Raw genomic sequence first — 14,130 nt, 5'->3', positions numbered from 1 at the left:
AAAAACCTATGCTGCTTTCTTCTTACTGTGGCGAGCCTTACGCATGATCGCCATTATGGGCCCAGATGCGACATAACAGCCAAACAGCGCCAGCAGCATGACGGAGGGCTCAATGGAAATGACGACAAAGCCGAACACGATAGCCAATAGGGCTACGAAGGGCACTGGGCCTTTGACATCAACATCCTTGAAGCTGTAATAGCGGATGTTAGTCACCATCAATACGCCGGCCACTGCAACCACCAGGGTCATGAACACTTTGAAGCCGAACGCATTGGCATCGAAGTTGTGAAACACCCAGACACAACCTGCGACGAGGGCTGCAGCGGAAGGACTCGGTAAGCCAATGAACCACCGCTTATCAACGGAACCGATCTGCACATTGAAACGCGCCAGGCGCAGGGCCGCGCAGGCGACATAAACGAAGGCGGCAATCCAGCCAATCTTGCCGATGTCTTGAAGTATCCAGGCAAAAGCCACGACGGCCGGCGCCACGCCAAACGATAGCATGTCCGCCAGGCTATCGTATTGCGCACCGAATTCGCTTTGCGTATTGGTCAGGCGGGCTACACGTCCATCCAAGCCATCGAGCACCATCGAGACAAATACAGCGATGGCTGCCGCGGCAAAATCTCCATTGATCGAGGCGACGACGGCAAAGAATCCCGAAAACAGGGCTGACGTAGTAAATAAGTTGGGCAACAGGTAGATACTGCGTCGGCGCGCCTTCTTGTTAACGTCGACAGTTTCCTCGGAAGCATTCGCTTCTTCATTGAGGTCGGCGCGTTCCGAGTCAGTTGCTGTTGGCGAAAAGGATTCTTCCTGATTCGAATGCTGAGTCATATATCTCGTTCCGTTGCCTTGGGGCATGAGTCATCATTCTACATCGTGGCATCCAAAACGGTAGGCTCACAATGGGACCAATTGTTCGGTCATTACCGACGAAAGGCACGGTTAACCGTGCCTTTCCAATTTTCTGGCCGTACTCGTTCTGGCTAACGACCCAATCAGTTCTTGCTCTTGTCGACCAGCTGATTGGCTGCGATCCAAGGCATCATGGAGCGTAGCTTGGCACCGACCTGCTCGACCGGGTGCTCAGCATTCAGGCGGCGCCGTGCATGCATCGAGGGGTAATTGGTACCGCCTTCCTGAATGAACATCTTGGCATATTCACCAGACTGGATACGCTTGAGGGCATTACGCATGGCGGCTCGGGACTCGTCGTTGATGATCTCCGGGCCAGTAACGTACTCGCCATATTCGGCGTTGTTGGAGATCGAATAGTTCATGTTGGCGATGCCACCCTCATACATCAAATCGACGATCAGCTTGAGCTCGTGCAGGCACTCGAAATAGGCCATTTCCGGCGCATAGCCTGCTTCGGTTAGCGTTTCAAAGCCCGCCTTGACCAGCTCCACCGTGCCACCACAGAGCACCGCCTGTTCGCCAAAGAGATCCGTCTCGGTCTCGTCCTTGAAGGTGGTTTCGATGATACCGGTACGTCCACCACCGATGGCGGCCGCATAAGAAAGCGCGGTTTCCTTGGCCTGGCCGGACGCGTCCTGCTCGATGGCGATCAGATCGGGAATACCCCCACCGCGTGTGAACTCTGAGCGCACGGTATGGCCCGGAGCTTTCGGCGCGATCATGATCACATCGAGATCTTCCCGGGGCACGATCTGGTTGTAGTGAATATTGAAGCCATGGGCGAATGCCAGGGTCGCGCCCTGCTTGAGATTGGGCTCGATATCACGTTCGTAGATGGCTTTCTGGTTCTCGTCCGGTGCCAGCATCATGACCACATCCGCTTCTCTGCTAGCCTCCGCAACAGACGCCACCTTCAGGCCCGCCGCCTCGGCCTTGGCAGCGGAGGAAGAACCAGAACGCAGCGCTACGGTCACGTCAACGCCGGACTCCTTAAGATTATTGGCGTGAGCATGGCCTTGAGAACCGTAGCCGACAATGGCGACTTTTTTGGCCTGGATGAGAGAAAGGTCACAGTCTTTGTCGTAATAAACGTGCATGAAAAGCTCCGAAATAAGAATGGATGGGGTCGTGTCGGCCTCTGGGCCAGTTGGCCTCGAACCCTGCTGTCGATTGGCCACTATGACAGCCAAGATACGTCAGGCAGAACGTTGCGTAAAACGCTATATTTGCAATATTACAATTCATAAAGCGAAACACTAATCGTGGATCTTCGACTTCTAAAACATTTCTTGGTACTGGCGGAGACATGTCACTTCGGCCGTGCAAGCGATAGCTGCCACGTCAGCCCTTCGACGTTGAGCCGTTCGATTCAACAGCTGGAAAGCAGCTTGGGCGTCATGCTGTTTGCCCGGGACAATCGCAGCGTTCATTTGACCCGGGAAGGTTTTCTTTTTCAGCAATACGCGCGGGATGCCTTGGAGCAATGGGATCTGATTCGGCACACCATGATGAGCGAGTCCGGTGAGCTATCCGGGGAAATCAGCATCTATTGCTCAGTGACTGCCAGCTATAGCTTTCTTTACGAATTGCTCAGCGAATTCCGTCCGCGTTATCCACGCATCGAACTCAAACTGCATACCGGCGATCCGGCGGAAGCGATTCATCGAGTGCTCGGAGGGGACGAGGATATGGCAATTACCGCGCGCCCTGAGACCCTACCTCGCCAGCTTGCCTTCAAGCCCATTGCGACGTCGCCGCTGGTATTCATTGCTCCCGAAGATCCAGCAGACTGGATGCCGGCGGATCTCTCTTCGCCGCAAACAAACGAATGGGCGCGGGTACCGATGATCCTTTCGGAAACAGGACTGGCTCGGGATCGCACTGATGCCTGGTTCTCAGCGCTCGGCATAAAACCCCACATCTACGCCCAAGTCGGTGGAAACGAAGCCATCGTCAGCATGGTGGGGCTGGGATTCGGCATCGGCGTGGTGCCCAAGATCGTGTTCGACAACAGTCCATTGGCCAATCGGGTACGCCTGCTCGATATACAGCCTGCCCTGACACCTTACGATGTCGGCTTATGCGTTACAGAAAAGAAACTCAAGAATCCCCTGATCCATGCGCTATGGGATCAGGTGCGCTAGTCAAATGACAGAATTAGCAAAAACCAGACAAGAAAAAGCCGCCCCGAGGGGCGGCTTGGTCATTGCCAGTAGACGCTCACAGGCTGAGCATCTTGTCGCCGCGGGCAATGCCCGACACACCGGTACGGGCTACTTCAAGAATGCCGATCGGCGCCATGGCCTGGACGAAAGCGTCCAGTTTGCCGGCGTCGCCGGCGATCTGGACAGTATAGACACCCGGCGCAACGTCAACCACTTGCGCCCGGAAGATATCCGCCGTGCGCTTGACCTCATCGCGCTGAGCACCCAAGGCCTTAACCTTGACCAGCATCAGCTCCCGCTCGATATGGTTGCCTTCGGTCAGATCCACCAGCTTGACCACATCGATGAGCTTGTTGAGCTGCTTGGTGATCTGCTCGACGATCCGGTCGTCCCCTACCGTGGTCACGGTCAGGCGAGACAGAGTTTCATCTTCCGTTGGTGCCACGTTGAGCGACTCGATGTTGAAGTTGCGCTGGGAGAAAAGCCCCACGACTCGAGAAAGCGCGCCGGGCTCGTTTTCCAGCAGGATCGAAATGATATGACGCATCAGGTCCGCTCCGTCTTCGAAAGCAGCATGTCACGCATGGAACCAAGAGGCACATGCATCGGATAGACGTGTTCCCGCGGGTCGACATAGATGTCCAGGAAAACAAGCTCGTTCTTGTCCGCAAAGGCCCGCTCCAGCGCCGGCTCGAGTTCTTCCGGACTTTCCACCCGGAGGGCGGTGAAACCGTAGGCCTCGATCAGCTTCTGGAAATCCGGCAGTGACTCCATGTAGGAGTGGGCGTGGCGGGACTTGTAATTCAAATCCTGCCACTGGCGCACCATGCCCAATGAGCCGTTGTTGAGATTGACGATCTTGACACCGATGCCGTACTGCTTACAGGTCGATAGCTCCTGCATCATCATCTGAAAACTACCTTCACCGGTGACGCAGACCACATCATCCTTGGGATAGCTTTGCTTGATCCCCATGGCGGCAGGAAAGCCGAACCCCATGGTGCCAAGCCCGCCGGAGGTGATGAAACGATTGGGCTTGTCGAACTTGTAATATTGTCCGGCAAACATCTGGTGCTGACCGACATCCGTCGTGACATACGCCTCACCCCGGGTCAGGCGGCAAATCTCCTCGATCACCTGCTGAGGCTTGAGCGGCTCACCGGCCTCTGCCGGCTCGTAGAGTTTGCCTTTGCGCTCTTCGCGCCAGCCGTCGATCTTCTGCCACCATTCGATGAGCGCCTCGGGATTGCTCGGCTCGCGGTCCTGCACGAGGCTGATCATCTCATTGATCACGCTGGCGGAGGGGCCCACGATCGGCACGTCGGCGCGCACGGTCTTGGAGATCGAACTGGGATCGATATCCACATGGACGATCTTGGCCGTCGGGCAGAACTTCGAGGTGCTGTTAGTCACCCGGTCATCGAAACGCGCGCCGATGGCGATGATCAGATCCGCATGGTGCATGGCCATATTGGCTTCGTAGGAACCGTGCATCCCCAACCAGCCCAAGGACTGGCGATCGCTTTGCGGGTACGCTCCAATGCCCATCAGGGTGGTCGTGATCGGATAGCCCAGACGACGTACCAGATCCGTCAGCGGCTCGCAGGCCTGGCCCATCACGATGCCGCCCCCGGTATAAAATACCGGACGCCGCGCCTTGAGCATCAGCTCCAAGGCCTTCTTGATCTGGCCCGAGTGACCACGGTTAACCGGGTTGTAGGAGCGCAGCTTGACCTTCTTCGGATAGACGTACTCGTAGCGCTCGGTGGGCGCCGTCATGTCCTTGGGAATGTCCACTACCACCGGACCCGGTCGGCCCGACGCCGCCAGATAGTAAGCCTTCTTGAGCACCATCGGAATCTCGGCAGGATGACGAATCGAGAAGCTGTGCTTCACGATCGGCCGAGTCACCCCGATGATGTCGGTCTCTTGAAAGGCGTCTTCCCCGATCAGGTGACTCGCAACCTGACCGCATAGCACCACCATCGGAATCGAGTCCATGTAGGCGGTAGCAATACCCGTTACGGCATTGGTGGCACCGGGCCCGGAGGTGACCAGTACCGTGCCGGGCTTGCCGGAGGCTCGTGCATAGCCGTCCGCTGCATGGGTCGCAGCTTGTTCGTGACGAACGAGAATGTGTTTGACGTCATCCTGACGGAACAGCGCATCATAAATATGAAGCGCGGCTCCTCCGGGATAACCATAAATGTATTCGACGCCCTCATCTTTGAGGAAGCGGGCAATCATATCGGCGCCGGAAAGCAATTCCACAGTTGTTTCTCCCCTGGAGGTCTCGAATGTCATTTCGCCCTCGGAATGAATGACGAAAATCGAGTGCGGCAATGCGCCGCTGCCGGCCATGCCGGCACCTGATGCCAAACCCTGGCGGTTTACGGCCCGGGTAGGGCCTGCACTTCATAACGCGACGGATCGCCGCGGCGGGGTTGGGCCAGGCTGGACGGTTAATCCATGCCTGGAAATCCTTGCAAGGCGGGTAGAGGTCTCGCACCTACCCTTCACGTAGCGCTCGAGGATCGCTCGAAATTGCTACGCCTACAATCAGGAACCGTCAAGATTCCATTAGCGGCTCAAAGCTGTCAACCGGCTAGCCATGTTGCGATGCAAAAAAATGTACTTGATCGCATTATTGCAACTTTTTTCAACAAAAAGCCCGCCAAAAAGGCGGGCTAAGACGTGAGAAAGCGTTCTGAATACCATCATTTATCGAATTTTAGATGTCCATCCTCAGTGCTCACGCGAATGGTATCACCAGGCACGAAGCGTCCAGCCAGTAGATCCTGGGCCAGCGGGTTCTCAATACGGCTCTGGATGGCCCGCTTGAGAGGACGGGCACCGAACACCGGATCGAAGCCCACCACCGCCAGTTGCGCCATGGCATCATCGCTGACCTCGAGCATGAGTTCGTGCTCCGCCAGTCGGCTGCGCAGCCGATCGAGCTGGATGCTGGCAATGGCCTGGATCTGCTCCTGACCCAGGGCATGGAACACCACCACCTCATCAATGCGGTTGATCAGCTCGGGCCGGAAGTGATTGCCCACTATTTCCATTACCGACTCTTTCATCAAGGCGTAATCCGCATCGTCGCCGCCCATGCGCTGAATGATGTCCGAGCCCATGTTGGAGGTCATCACGATCACCGTATTGCGGAAATCCACGGTGCGTCCTTGACCGTCCGTGAGCCGGCCATCCTCCAGCACCTGCAGCAGTATATTGAAGACATCAGGATGCGCCTTCTCCACCTCATCCAGTAGCAGCACGGAATAGGGCTTGCGCCGCACTGCTTCGGTCAAATAGCCGCCCTCTTCGTAACCCACATAGCCGGGAGGCGCACCGATCAGCCGCGCCACGGAGTGCTTTTCCATGAACTCGGACATGTCGATGCGCACCATCGCCTCTTCGGTATCGAAAAGGAAGTTGGCTAGCGACTTACACAGCTCGGTCTTGCCCACCCCGGTCGGGCCGAGGAACAGGAATGAACCGTTGGGGCGGTTAGGATCCGCAAGCCCCGCCCGAGAGCGGCGCACCGCGTTGGCCACGGCGCTGACCGCTTCGTCCTGACCGATGACCCGTTCGTGCAAGGCCTCTTCCATGCGCAAGAGCTTGTCCCGCTCGCCTTCGAGCATCTTGGATACCGGAATGCCGGTCCAGCGGGAAACCACCTCGCAATCTCTTCTTCGGTGACGTTGGAACGCAGCAGCTTGTGCTTGGTCACATCTGCCATTTCGCCTTCGCCGGATTCGGCAATCTTCTTTTCGAGTGCCGGAATGGTGCCGTACTGAAGCTCCGACATGCGCCCCAGGTCACCTTGACGCCGAGCCGCCTCGAGATCGATACGCGCCTGCTCGAGATCCGCCTTGAACTGGGCCGCGCCCTGAATGCTGGCCTTCTCGGACTTCCAGACCTCCTCGAGATCTGCGTACTCCCGCTCGAGTTCACCGATATGCGTCTCGAGATCCTCCAGGCGACGACGTGAGGCCTCGTCAGTCTCCTTCTTCAGCGCCTCCCGCTCCATCTTGAGCTGAATGAGCCGGCGGTCGAGACGGTCCATCTCTTCGGGCTTGGAATCAAGCTCCATGCGAATGCGCGAGGCGGCCTCGTCGATCAGGTCGATGGCCTTGTCCGGTAGCTGACGATCCGTGATATAGCGGGTCGAGAGCTTGGCCGCAGCGATGATCGCGGAATCCGTGATATCGACGCCGTGATGCACCTCGTAGCGCTCCTTGAGTCCGCGCAGGATGGCGACGGTATCCTCTTCGCTGGGCTCATCCACCAGCACCCGCTGAAAGCGCCGCTCGAGGGCCGCGTCCTTCTCTATGTACTTACGGTATTCATCCAGGGTGGTGGCGCCCACGCAGTGGAGCTCACCCCGAGCCAGGGCGGGCTTCAACATGTTGCCCGCATCCATGGAGCCTTCCGCCTTGCCGGCACCCACCATGGTGTGTATTTCATCGATGAACAGGATCACCCGACCCTCTTCCTGAGCCAGCTCCTTGAGCACCGCCTTCAAGCGCTCCTCGAATTCACCGCGGAACTTCGCACCGGCCAGCAGCGCGCCCATGTCCAGAGACAGCACCAGTTTGTCCTTGAGCCCTTCCGGCACCTCGCCATTGATAATGCGCTGGGCCAAGCCTTCGGCAATGGCGGTCTTGCCCACGCCGGGCTCACCAATCAATACCGGATTGTTCTTGGTGCGCCGCTGCAGCACCTGAATCGTTCGGCGGATTTCATCATCCCGTCCGATCACTGGATCGAGCTTGCCTTCCGCCGCCCGGGCAGTGAGATCCAGGGTGTACTTTTCCAACGCCTCGCGATTTTCTTCGGCGTTGGCATCGTCGACCTTGGCACCGCCACGCAAACTGTCGATGGCGCTCACCACCGCCTTCTTGGTCAGCCCCGCCTGGGTCAACACCCGGGTGATGGCGTGATTCATCTCCAGCGCCGCCAGTACTACCAGTTCGCTAGCGATGTATTGGTCACCACGCTTTTGCGCTTCGCGATCCGCCAGATTGAATAGCCGGGCCAGATCCTGGCTCATGTTGACGTTGCCGTCGAACTGCCCCACCACGGGCAGGTTATCCAAGTATTCGCTCAGGCCACTGCGCAGCTTGGCTACATCGCCGCCGCTTTTCTGTATCAGGCCTTTGATGCCGCTATCCTGGGCATCAAGCAGCGCGGCCATCAGATGGCCCGGATCGAGTTGATTGTGCCCCTGGCCCACGGCCAGAGACTGGGCTTCGGCCAGGGCGTTCTGCAACTTGCTGGTCATTCGGTCGATTCGCATCGAATTCCTCCATTAGGGGTAGAGCGCGATTGGACGCACCCTGCAACCTTTATTCACGTTGACTTGTAGATGGAGGTATGTTGGGAGGGTTTCAAGTCGGCAGGCGGCAAAAGCCATCGCTCAATTGATCCGGATCAATTGGAAGAGAGATCAAGCATGGTGGCAGCTTCTACTTCAGCCAGATCATGCTGGCCATGCGTCCGGTGAGCCCATCATCGCGACGGTGGGAATAGAAACGCGACTCACAGGCAGTACAAAAATGACCGCCACTGATATGTGAAACGCCCAGGCGCTCCAGTCGCAGCCGCGCCAGCCGATAGAGATCGCCCATGTAATGACCGAGCCGATAGGGGCTTGGCTCAAAGGCGCTGGCGGCCTCAGGCTGAATCGCAACGAAAGCGTCGAAGACCTCCTTGCCCACTTCGAACTGGGCGTTGGAGATGGCGGGCCCAAGCCAGACCAGTAGATCCTCCGGGGCACGTCCCAATGCCGCCACGCTGGCTTCCAGCACGCCATTGGCAAGACTGCGCCAGCCTGCATGGGCGAGTCCAACCCGGCTACCCTGGCGATCGCAGAAAAATACCGGCAGGCAATCCGCGGTAAGGATCACGCAGGCATAATCTCTGTTGAAAGCCACCGCGGCATCGCCTCGGGGCGGTTTAGCGCCGTATTCCTGTCGATAGTCCTGCAGAACATCGATGCCATGCATCTGATCGAGCCACAAAAGTGGCCGCTCATCATCGATCTGCTCCGCCAGCAAGTTTCGACAATGAGCCACCGTGGCTGGATCGTCTCCCACATGCAGCGCTGGATTGAAGGCTGAATAAGCGCCTTGGCTCGGACCGGTTTCGCGAGTGGTGATAAAGGCCCCGACGGTGCTTGGCGCCGGCCAGTCCGGCAGCAGTAGGGTCGGCTGCTCGCTCATCTCATCTCCTCGCTGTCGGTTCGCAGATAATCCAGCAGCATCAACAGGTCATCCGGCAGCTGGGCACGAAACGCCATCGACTTGCCGTTGCGTGGATGGATGAAGGCCAATTTGCGAGCGTGCAACGCCTGACGGGGAAACTCTCTTAAAATCTCCTTGAGAGTATCCGAGGCGCCTGCGGGCAGCTTGAAACGGCCACTGTAAAGCGCGTCTCCAATCAGGGGAAAGCGCTTGTAGGCCATATGCACTCGAATCTGGTGGGTACGACCGGTTTCCAGTTTGCAGCGCACATGAGTGTGACCGCGAAAACGCTCCGCCACCCGGTAATGAGTGACCGCTGGCTTGCCCGAAGCGGTGACCGCCTGGCGTTTACGATCTTTGGGATGGCGGCCAATCGGCGCATCCACCGTACCCCCAGCGGTCATCACTCCGATGACCACTGCATCGTATTCTCTTGAAACGCTGCGGGCTTGAAGCTGCTCGACCAAGGAGGTCTGTGCCGGCAAGGTCTTGGCGACGACCATCAGGCCACTGGTGTCCTTATCCAGGCGATGCACGATGCCCGCTCGAGGAATCGCCGCCAAGGCGGGGCAATGATGCAGCACCGCATTGAGCAGGGTGCCGTCCGGATTGCCCGCTGCGGGGTGCACCACCAATCCCGGCGGCTTATTGACGACCAGCACGTCGTCATCCTCGAACACGATATCCAGCGCAATGGCCTGAGCCACCCAGCGCGTTTCTTCCTCGAGCACTGCCTGCAACGACAATCGCTCGCCTCCGTAGACCTTGTCCTTGGGCTTGGCTTGCGCACCGTCAAGGACCAGATCCCCCTGCTTGATCCAGCTCTTGAGGCGCTCCCGGGAAAAATCGGGGAAAAGCTCTGCTGCAGCCTGGTCGAGCCGCATGCCGACCATGGTCTCGGGAATGCGTTCATCGCGTTGGATGGTCTCTGGCATAGCGTTGTTGTGGCCTATGACGTTTCGCCCGTGTAGGGCTTTGCTTTATAGTGAGCCGGACTCGGCCTTTACAGGCCATAGCCTATCATGGCCAACATAGATTGCCCGAAATGAGGATGACGATGCGCGCGACTCCCCTGGCCGCCCTAGTACTGGCTGCCGCCCTGCTGACTGGCTGTGCCAGCAACGAGGCTGCCCCGGACCTGCAGGAGCAGGATCTCTACCAGAAAGCTCAGACATCATTGGATGCAGGACGCTACAACAGTGCCGTAACTCAGCTCGAAGCCCTCGATACGCGCTTTCCCTTCGGCAGCTACGCAGAACAAGCCCAGCTCGAGCTGATCTACGCCTACTACAAGGTAGATAACTGGGAAGCCGCTCGCGCCGCCGCCAGCCGCTTCATTCGTCTGCACCCGGATCACCCCCAGGTCGACTATGCCTATTATCTGCGCGGCTTAGCGGCCTACCAGGCAGGACGTTTCAGTCTCGAAAGCCTGAACATGATCGACATCTCCAAGCGCGATCTCGGGGCGTCACGGGATGCCTACGTCGATTTTGGCGAACTGGTGCGGCGTTATCCGAACAGCGCCTACGCGCCGGATGCACGTCAGCGCGTCATTTATCTGCGTAACGTGATCGCACGCAATGAGCTGCAGGTGGCCGACTTCTACCTGCGTAAGGGCGCCTATGTTGCTGCTGTCGAACGCGGTCGCTGGGTCATCGAACACTACCCGCAATCCACCGCTACTCGGGATGCTCTGGCGATGATGGTGGAAGGCTATCTGGGCATGGAAATGCGCGACCGTGCCCGGGAAGTATTGGCGACCTTGATCGAGAACGACCCAGAGAACAAACGGCTCGACGGCCGGACTTTCAAGCCAGTCCATGTAGACGCCGAGCCGCTCAGTCTCGCCGGCTGATATCTAATTAGTGTTTTTGTCAGGGCCTTGGCGCAATAAACCCTGCCGGTTGGCAGGGTTTATTGATTGGGGCGCAATTCTAGCGTTATTCACTCACCCGGCTGCCAGCCACTGACAACCGGATAGCGCCGATCCCGGCCGAAGCCTCGGGATGTCACCCGCACGCCGAGAGGCGCCTGACGACGCTTGTACTCGCTGCGATCGACCAGCTTCACCACCCGATAGACATCCTCCTCGACAAATCCTGCCTCGATGATTGTCTCGGCACTCATGTCGCCCTCAATGTAATGCTCTAGAATTGCATCGAGCACGTCGTAACCTGGCAGGGAATCGCTATCCTGCTGATCCGGCGCCAGCTCTGCGGAGGGCGGACGGGTAATGACACGCTCGGGGATAACCAGCCCTTGGGTATTGCGCCATTTGGCCAGACGGTAGACCCAGGTCTTGTAGACATCCTTCAAGGCGTTGTAGCCGCCCACCATGTCGCCATAGAGCGTGGCATACCCTACCGCCATCTCGCTCTTGTTGCCGGTGGTCAGCACCATCAGGCCCTTCTTGTTGGAAATGGCCATGAGCAGCACACCGCGACAGCGCGACTGTAGATTTTCCTCGGTGGTATCCCGTTCACTTCCTTTAAAACTCTCCGCCAGGGTCTCGGTAAAGGCCTCGACCATGGGGGCAATTGGCATCACGTCATATTGCACGCCAAGCAATCGTGCCTGTTCCGCCGCGTCATCCCGAGAAATATCCGCGGTGTAGTGATAGGGCATCATCACCGCCTGCACCCGCTCCGGCCCAAGGGCATCCACGGCGATAGCCAGTGACAGCGCGGAGTCGATCCCTCCAGAAAGTCCGAGCACCACGCCTTGAAAACCGCTTTTATTGACGTAGTCACGCAGCCCCGTGACCAGAGCGCAGTAGAGATTGTCTTCATCGTCACCCAAGGGTTCGCACTCGCCGGTTTCGGGCTCCCAGCGTTCGTCATGCTTGACGAAACGCACTGGCATCAAGCTACCTGCCAGTGTGGGGCGCGCACCTGCAGCTCGCCCTTTGCATCCACAACCAGGGAACCACCATCGAATACCAGGTCATCCTGCCCCCCGATCTGATTGACGTAAACCAAAGGACGCTGGACGGTCTTGGCCCAGTTGGCAAACAGCTCAAGGCGCTCCGCCGGCTTGTTCTGATGGAAGGGCGAGGCGTTCAGCGTCACCAGAATATCCGCGCCGGCTTCACAGGCCTTGCGCACCGGCTTGCCTTCCCAGAGATCCTCGCAAATCAAAATGCCCAGTCGCGCCCCTCGATGCTCGATCACCAGCGGCTGGCGGCCTGACTTGAAATAACGATGTTCATCGAAGACCAGATAATTGGGTAGCGCTTGCTTGGCGTACTCGCCAATCCATTCGCCGTTATAGAGCACACCGGCCAGGTTGTAGTAGCCACTCTTGCGACGCCCGGGATAGCCGACGATCACCATGACATCTCGCGCCATCTTTTTGGCCATGCGGCGACGTGCCGCATCCAGTCGATTTTCCATGGAGTCGCGCAGCAGCAGATCTTCAGGTGGATAACCGGTAAGAAACAGCTCTGGGAGCACCACCACATCGGCCTTGTGTTCGATACAAGCCTCGCGCACCGTCTCGATGGCAAGCTCAGCGTTGCCAGGGATATCACCCACCAGAGGATCCAGTTGGGCCATGACCAGCGTCAGGTCTTGCATGGCGATTCACTTCCTTGAATTGGCTGAAACGGATAGGGGCTTTACACTAACACCCTTGTACACATTGTCCCGCAAGGTCTGCGCTGAGGCAAAGCGCCTACCGGCCACCGAGGGAGTCAGAGGATGAACCTTTTGATCATACGCCTGATCATTTTTGCCGTGCTGTTCTGGGCGGGTCTCAAGCTGTATCGCATGTACCGGGAATGGCAGCTGGAACGTGATCCCGACCAGCCCAAACGCATCGATGACGGCCAAATGGTACGCTGCGATTATTGTCGGGTGCACCTGCCTGAGAACGATGCGGTACGACAGGGGGATCATTGGTTTTGCAGCCCCGAGCACCGGGACAAGTATCTGGAACAGAAAGATCTTACAAGCTAGCTCGAAACCTCATTGGCAAATCACACGGAGCGAATCCATGAACGATTTACCAACAGATCGATTCATTATTCGCGCCGCCGTCCCCTTTAGCACCCCGTTGGCCAAGATGGTCTAGTGTTAATTCGGCGCATTTGATATCGCTTGTCTGGGCTCCTTTGGGCGTGGCCTTCAGTGTATAGGACGCAGCACCGCTAGCAGCAAGGCTCAGCTGATAGAATCCTTCCCGGCTCTGAGCATCGCCGCCCAGCCCTTCATTGGCGTCGCCGCAAGCTGGCGTACCATCGAGCTTTGATGCGTAATGGCCACAGCGCGCCATAAAGCGCTCTTGGGCCTGGGCAAGCTCCAGCAAGCTGATAATGGCGTCGCCACGACGCGAACGCTCAACGTAGGACTGATAGCTAGGATAGGCAATCGACGCCAAAATCCCGACGATCGCCACCGCGATCATCATCTCGATCAGGGTAAAGCCGCTGTTCTTGTTCGCCATGCGCTTCTCTTCAGTGAAATTGATATCAACTTGATGAAATGACCGTCAGCGCAGCTGGTACCAGGCGCTGCGTCCGGTCCACGGTCGAATACCAAAATTCATCAGTATCTTCTGCACGCTGCCGGCGTTGTCCTGCTGGGCTCCCACACCGGCATACTGGGTATTCTGATTGAACTTCGGTGCCGTGAGCATGCCGCCAGCCTTTACACTCAGCACGATCTCGCCGCCGACGTCGTCACCGCTGTCCACCGTGCCGTCCTGGTTGTAATCGAACACCCGGTTGTTGTTTTCATTACCGATACGCATTGGCGACAGGCCATCCATTAGACTCACCGCGTTGAACCAGC

11 protein-coding genes and 2 pseudogenes are annotated in these 14,130 nt (G+C 57.8%); 3 read left to right on the top strand and 10 right to left on the bottom strand.

Translation table 11 applies throughout. The features are described 5' to 3' along the window. Window positions 1-6: 6 nt before the first annotated feature. Complete coding sequence (pssA, locus tag CH74_RS16700; RefSeq protein WP_253273107.1) at window positions 7-870, bottom strand: CDP-diacylglycerol--serine O-phosphatidyltransferase; 864 nt, start codon at window positions 868-870, stop codon at window positions 7-9. Window positions 871-1,007: 137 nt separating this feature from the next. Further along, complete coding sequence (gene ilvC, locus CH74_RS16695; RefSeq protein ID WP_048308678.1) at window positions 1,008-2,024, bottom strand: ketol-acid reductoisomerase; 1,017 nt, start codon at window positions 2,022-2,024, stop codon at window positions 1,008-1,010. 165 nt (window positions 2,025-2,189) lie between these two features. Between ilvC and ilvY the strand changes: the two genes are divergently transcribed. Next, complete coding sequence (gene ilvY, locus CH74_RS16690; protein WP_048308677.1) at window positions 2,190-3,071, top strand: HTH-type transcriptional activator IlvY; 882 nt, start codon at window positions 2,190-2,192, stop codon at window positions 3,069-3,071. Window positions 3,072-3,147: 76 nt separating this feature from the next. Here ilvY and ilvN read toward each other — a convergent pair whose 3' ends face one another. From ilvN to rluD, 5 genes and pseudogenes are all read right to left on the bottom strand, one after another. Continuing rightward, window positions 3,148-3,639 carry an acetolactate synthase small subunit gene (gene ilvN / locus CH74_RS16685; RefSeq protein ID WP_048308676.1) on the bottom strand — a complete coding sequence of 164 codons (492 nt, stop codon included), beginning with the start codon at window positions 3,637-3,639 and terminating at the stop codon, window positions 3,148-3,150. Then, window positions 3,639-5,363 carry an acetolactate synthase 3 large subunit gene (locus CH74_RS16680; protein WP_048308680.1) on the bottom strand — a complete coding sequence of 575 codons (1,725 nt, stop codon included), beginning with the start codon at window positions 5,361-5,363 and terminating at the stop codon, window positions 3,639-3,641. The genes ilvN and CH74_RS16680 overlap by 1 nt, the downstream gene beginning before the upstream one ends. A 446-nt stretch (window positions 5,364-5,809) precedes the next feature. Continuing rightward, a pseudogene (gene clpB / locus CH74_RS16675) lies at window positions 5,810-8,394 on the bottom strand (ATP-dependent chaperone ClpB). A 169-nt stretch (window positions 8,395-8,563) separates the two neighbouring features. Next, entirely contained in the window at window positions 8,564-9,319 is a 756-nt protein-coding gene (gene pgeF / locus CH74_RS16670; protein ID WP_048308675.1) for a peptidoglycan editing factor PgeF, read from the bottom strand. After that, on the bottom strand, window positions 9,316-10,275 hold the full coding sequence (gene rluD / locus CH74_RS16665; RefSeq protein ID WP_048308674.1) for a 23S rRNA pseudouridine(1911/1915/1917) synthase RluD: 960 nt from the start codon (window positions 10,273-10,275) through the stop codon (window positions 9,316-9,318). Before rluD ends, pgeF begins: the two co-directional genes overlap by 4 nt. A gap of 122 nt (window positions 10,276-10,397) precedes the next feature. Here rluD and CH74_RS16660 point away from each other — a divergent pair, with 122 nt between their 5' ends. Continuing rightward, on the top strand, window positions 10,398-11,195 hold the full coding sequence (locus tag CH74_RS16660; RefSeq protein ID WP_156181570.1) for an outer membrane protein assembly factor BamD: 798 nt from the start codon (window positions 10,398-10,400) through the stop codon (window positions 11,193-11,195). 89 nt (window positions 11,196-11,284) lie between these two features. Here the strand turns inward: CH74_RS16660 and CH74_RS16655 are convergent. After that, window positions 11,285-12,915: pseudogene (locus CH74_RS16655) on the bottom strand (NAD+ synthase). A gap of 123 nt (window positions 12,916-13,038) precedes the next feature. On the opposite strand from CH74_RS16655, the gene CH74_RS16650 reads away from it, so the two are divergent. Continuing rightward, complete coding sequence (locus tag CH74_RS16650; RefSeq protein WP_048308672.1) at window positions 13,039-13,296, top strand: PP0621 family protein; 258 nt, start codon at window positions 13,039-13,041, stop codon at window positions 13,294-13,296. A 46-nt stretch (window positions 13,297-13,342) separates the two neighbouring features. On the opposite strand, the gene CH74_RS16645 is transcribed toward CH74_RS16650, so the two are convergent. Together CH74_RS16645 and CH74_RS18850 are read right to left on the bottom strand one after the other, a co-directional pair. Further along, window positions 13,343-13,783, bottom strand: a complete 441-nt coding sequence (locus tag CH74_RS16645; RefSeq protein ID WP_048308671.1) for a type IV pilin protein — start codon at window positions 13,781-13,783, stop codon at window positions 13,343-13,345. 45 nt (window positions 13,784-13,828) lie between these two features. Continuing rightward, on the bottom strand, window positions 13,829-14,130 hold a 302-nt coding region (locus CH74_RS18850), incomplete at its 5' end, for a hypothetical protein (RefSeq protein ID WP_048308670.1).

The organism is Halomonas sp. PR-M31, from assembly GCF_001039575.1.
Taxonomy (GTDB): Bacteria; Pseudomonadota; Gammaproteobacteria; order Pseudomonadales; family Halomonadaceae; genus Modicisalibacter.
This window is presented reverse-complemented; position numbering and strand designations above follow the sequence as displayed.

Excerpts from the sequence above, each read along its gene's own strand:
- pssA (WP_253273107.1), bottom strand. The coding sequence starts at position 870 with ATGCCCCAAGGCAACGGAACGAGATATATGACTCAGCATTCGAATCAG.
- ilvC (WP_048308678.1), bottom strand. The coding sequence starts at position 2,024 with ATGCACGTTTATTACGACAAAGACTGTGACCTTTCTCTCATCCAGGCC.
- ilvN (WP_048308676.1), bottom strand. The coding sequence starts at position 3,639 with ATGCGTCATATCATTTCGATCCTGCTGGAAAACGAGCCCGGCGCGCTT.
- pgeF (WP_048308675.1), bottom strand. The coding sequence starts at position 9,319 with ATGAGCGAGCAGCCGACCCTACTGCTGCCGGACTGGCCGGCGCCAAGC.
- rluD (WP_048308674.1), bottom strand. The coding sequence starts at position 10,275 with ATGCCAGAGACCATCCAACGCGATGAACGCATTCCCGAGACCATGGTC.
- CH74_RS16660 (WP_156181570.1), top strand. The coding sequence starts at position 10,398 with ATGCGCGCGACTCCCCTGGCCGCCCTAGTACTGGCTGCCGCCCTGCTG.
- CH74_RS16650 (WP_048308672.1), top strand. The coding sequence starts at position 13,039 with ATGAACCTTTTGATCATACGCCTGATCATTTTTGCCGTGCTGTTCTGG.
- CH74_RS16645 (WP_048308671.1), bottom strand. The coding sequence starts at position 13,783 with ATGGCGAACAAGAACAGCGGCTTTACCCTGATCGAGATGATGATCGCG.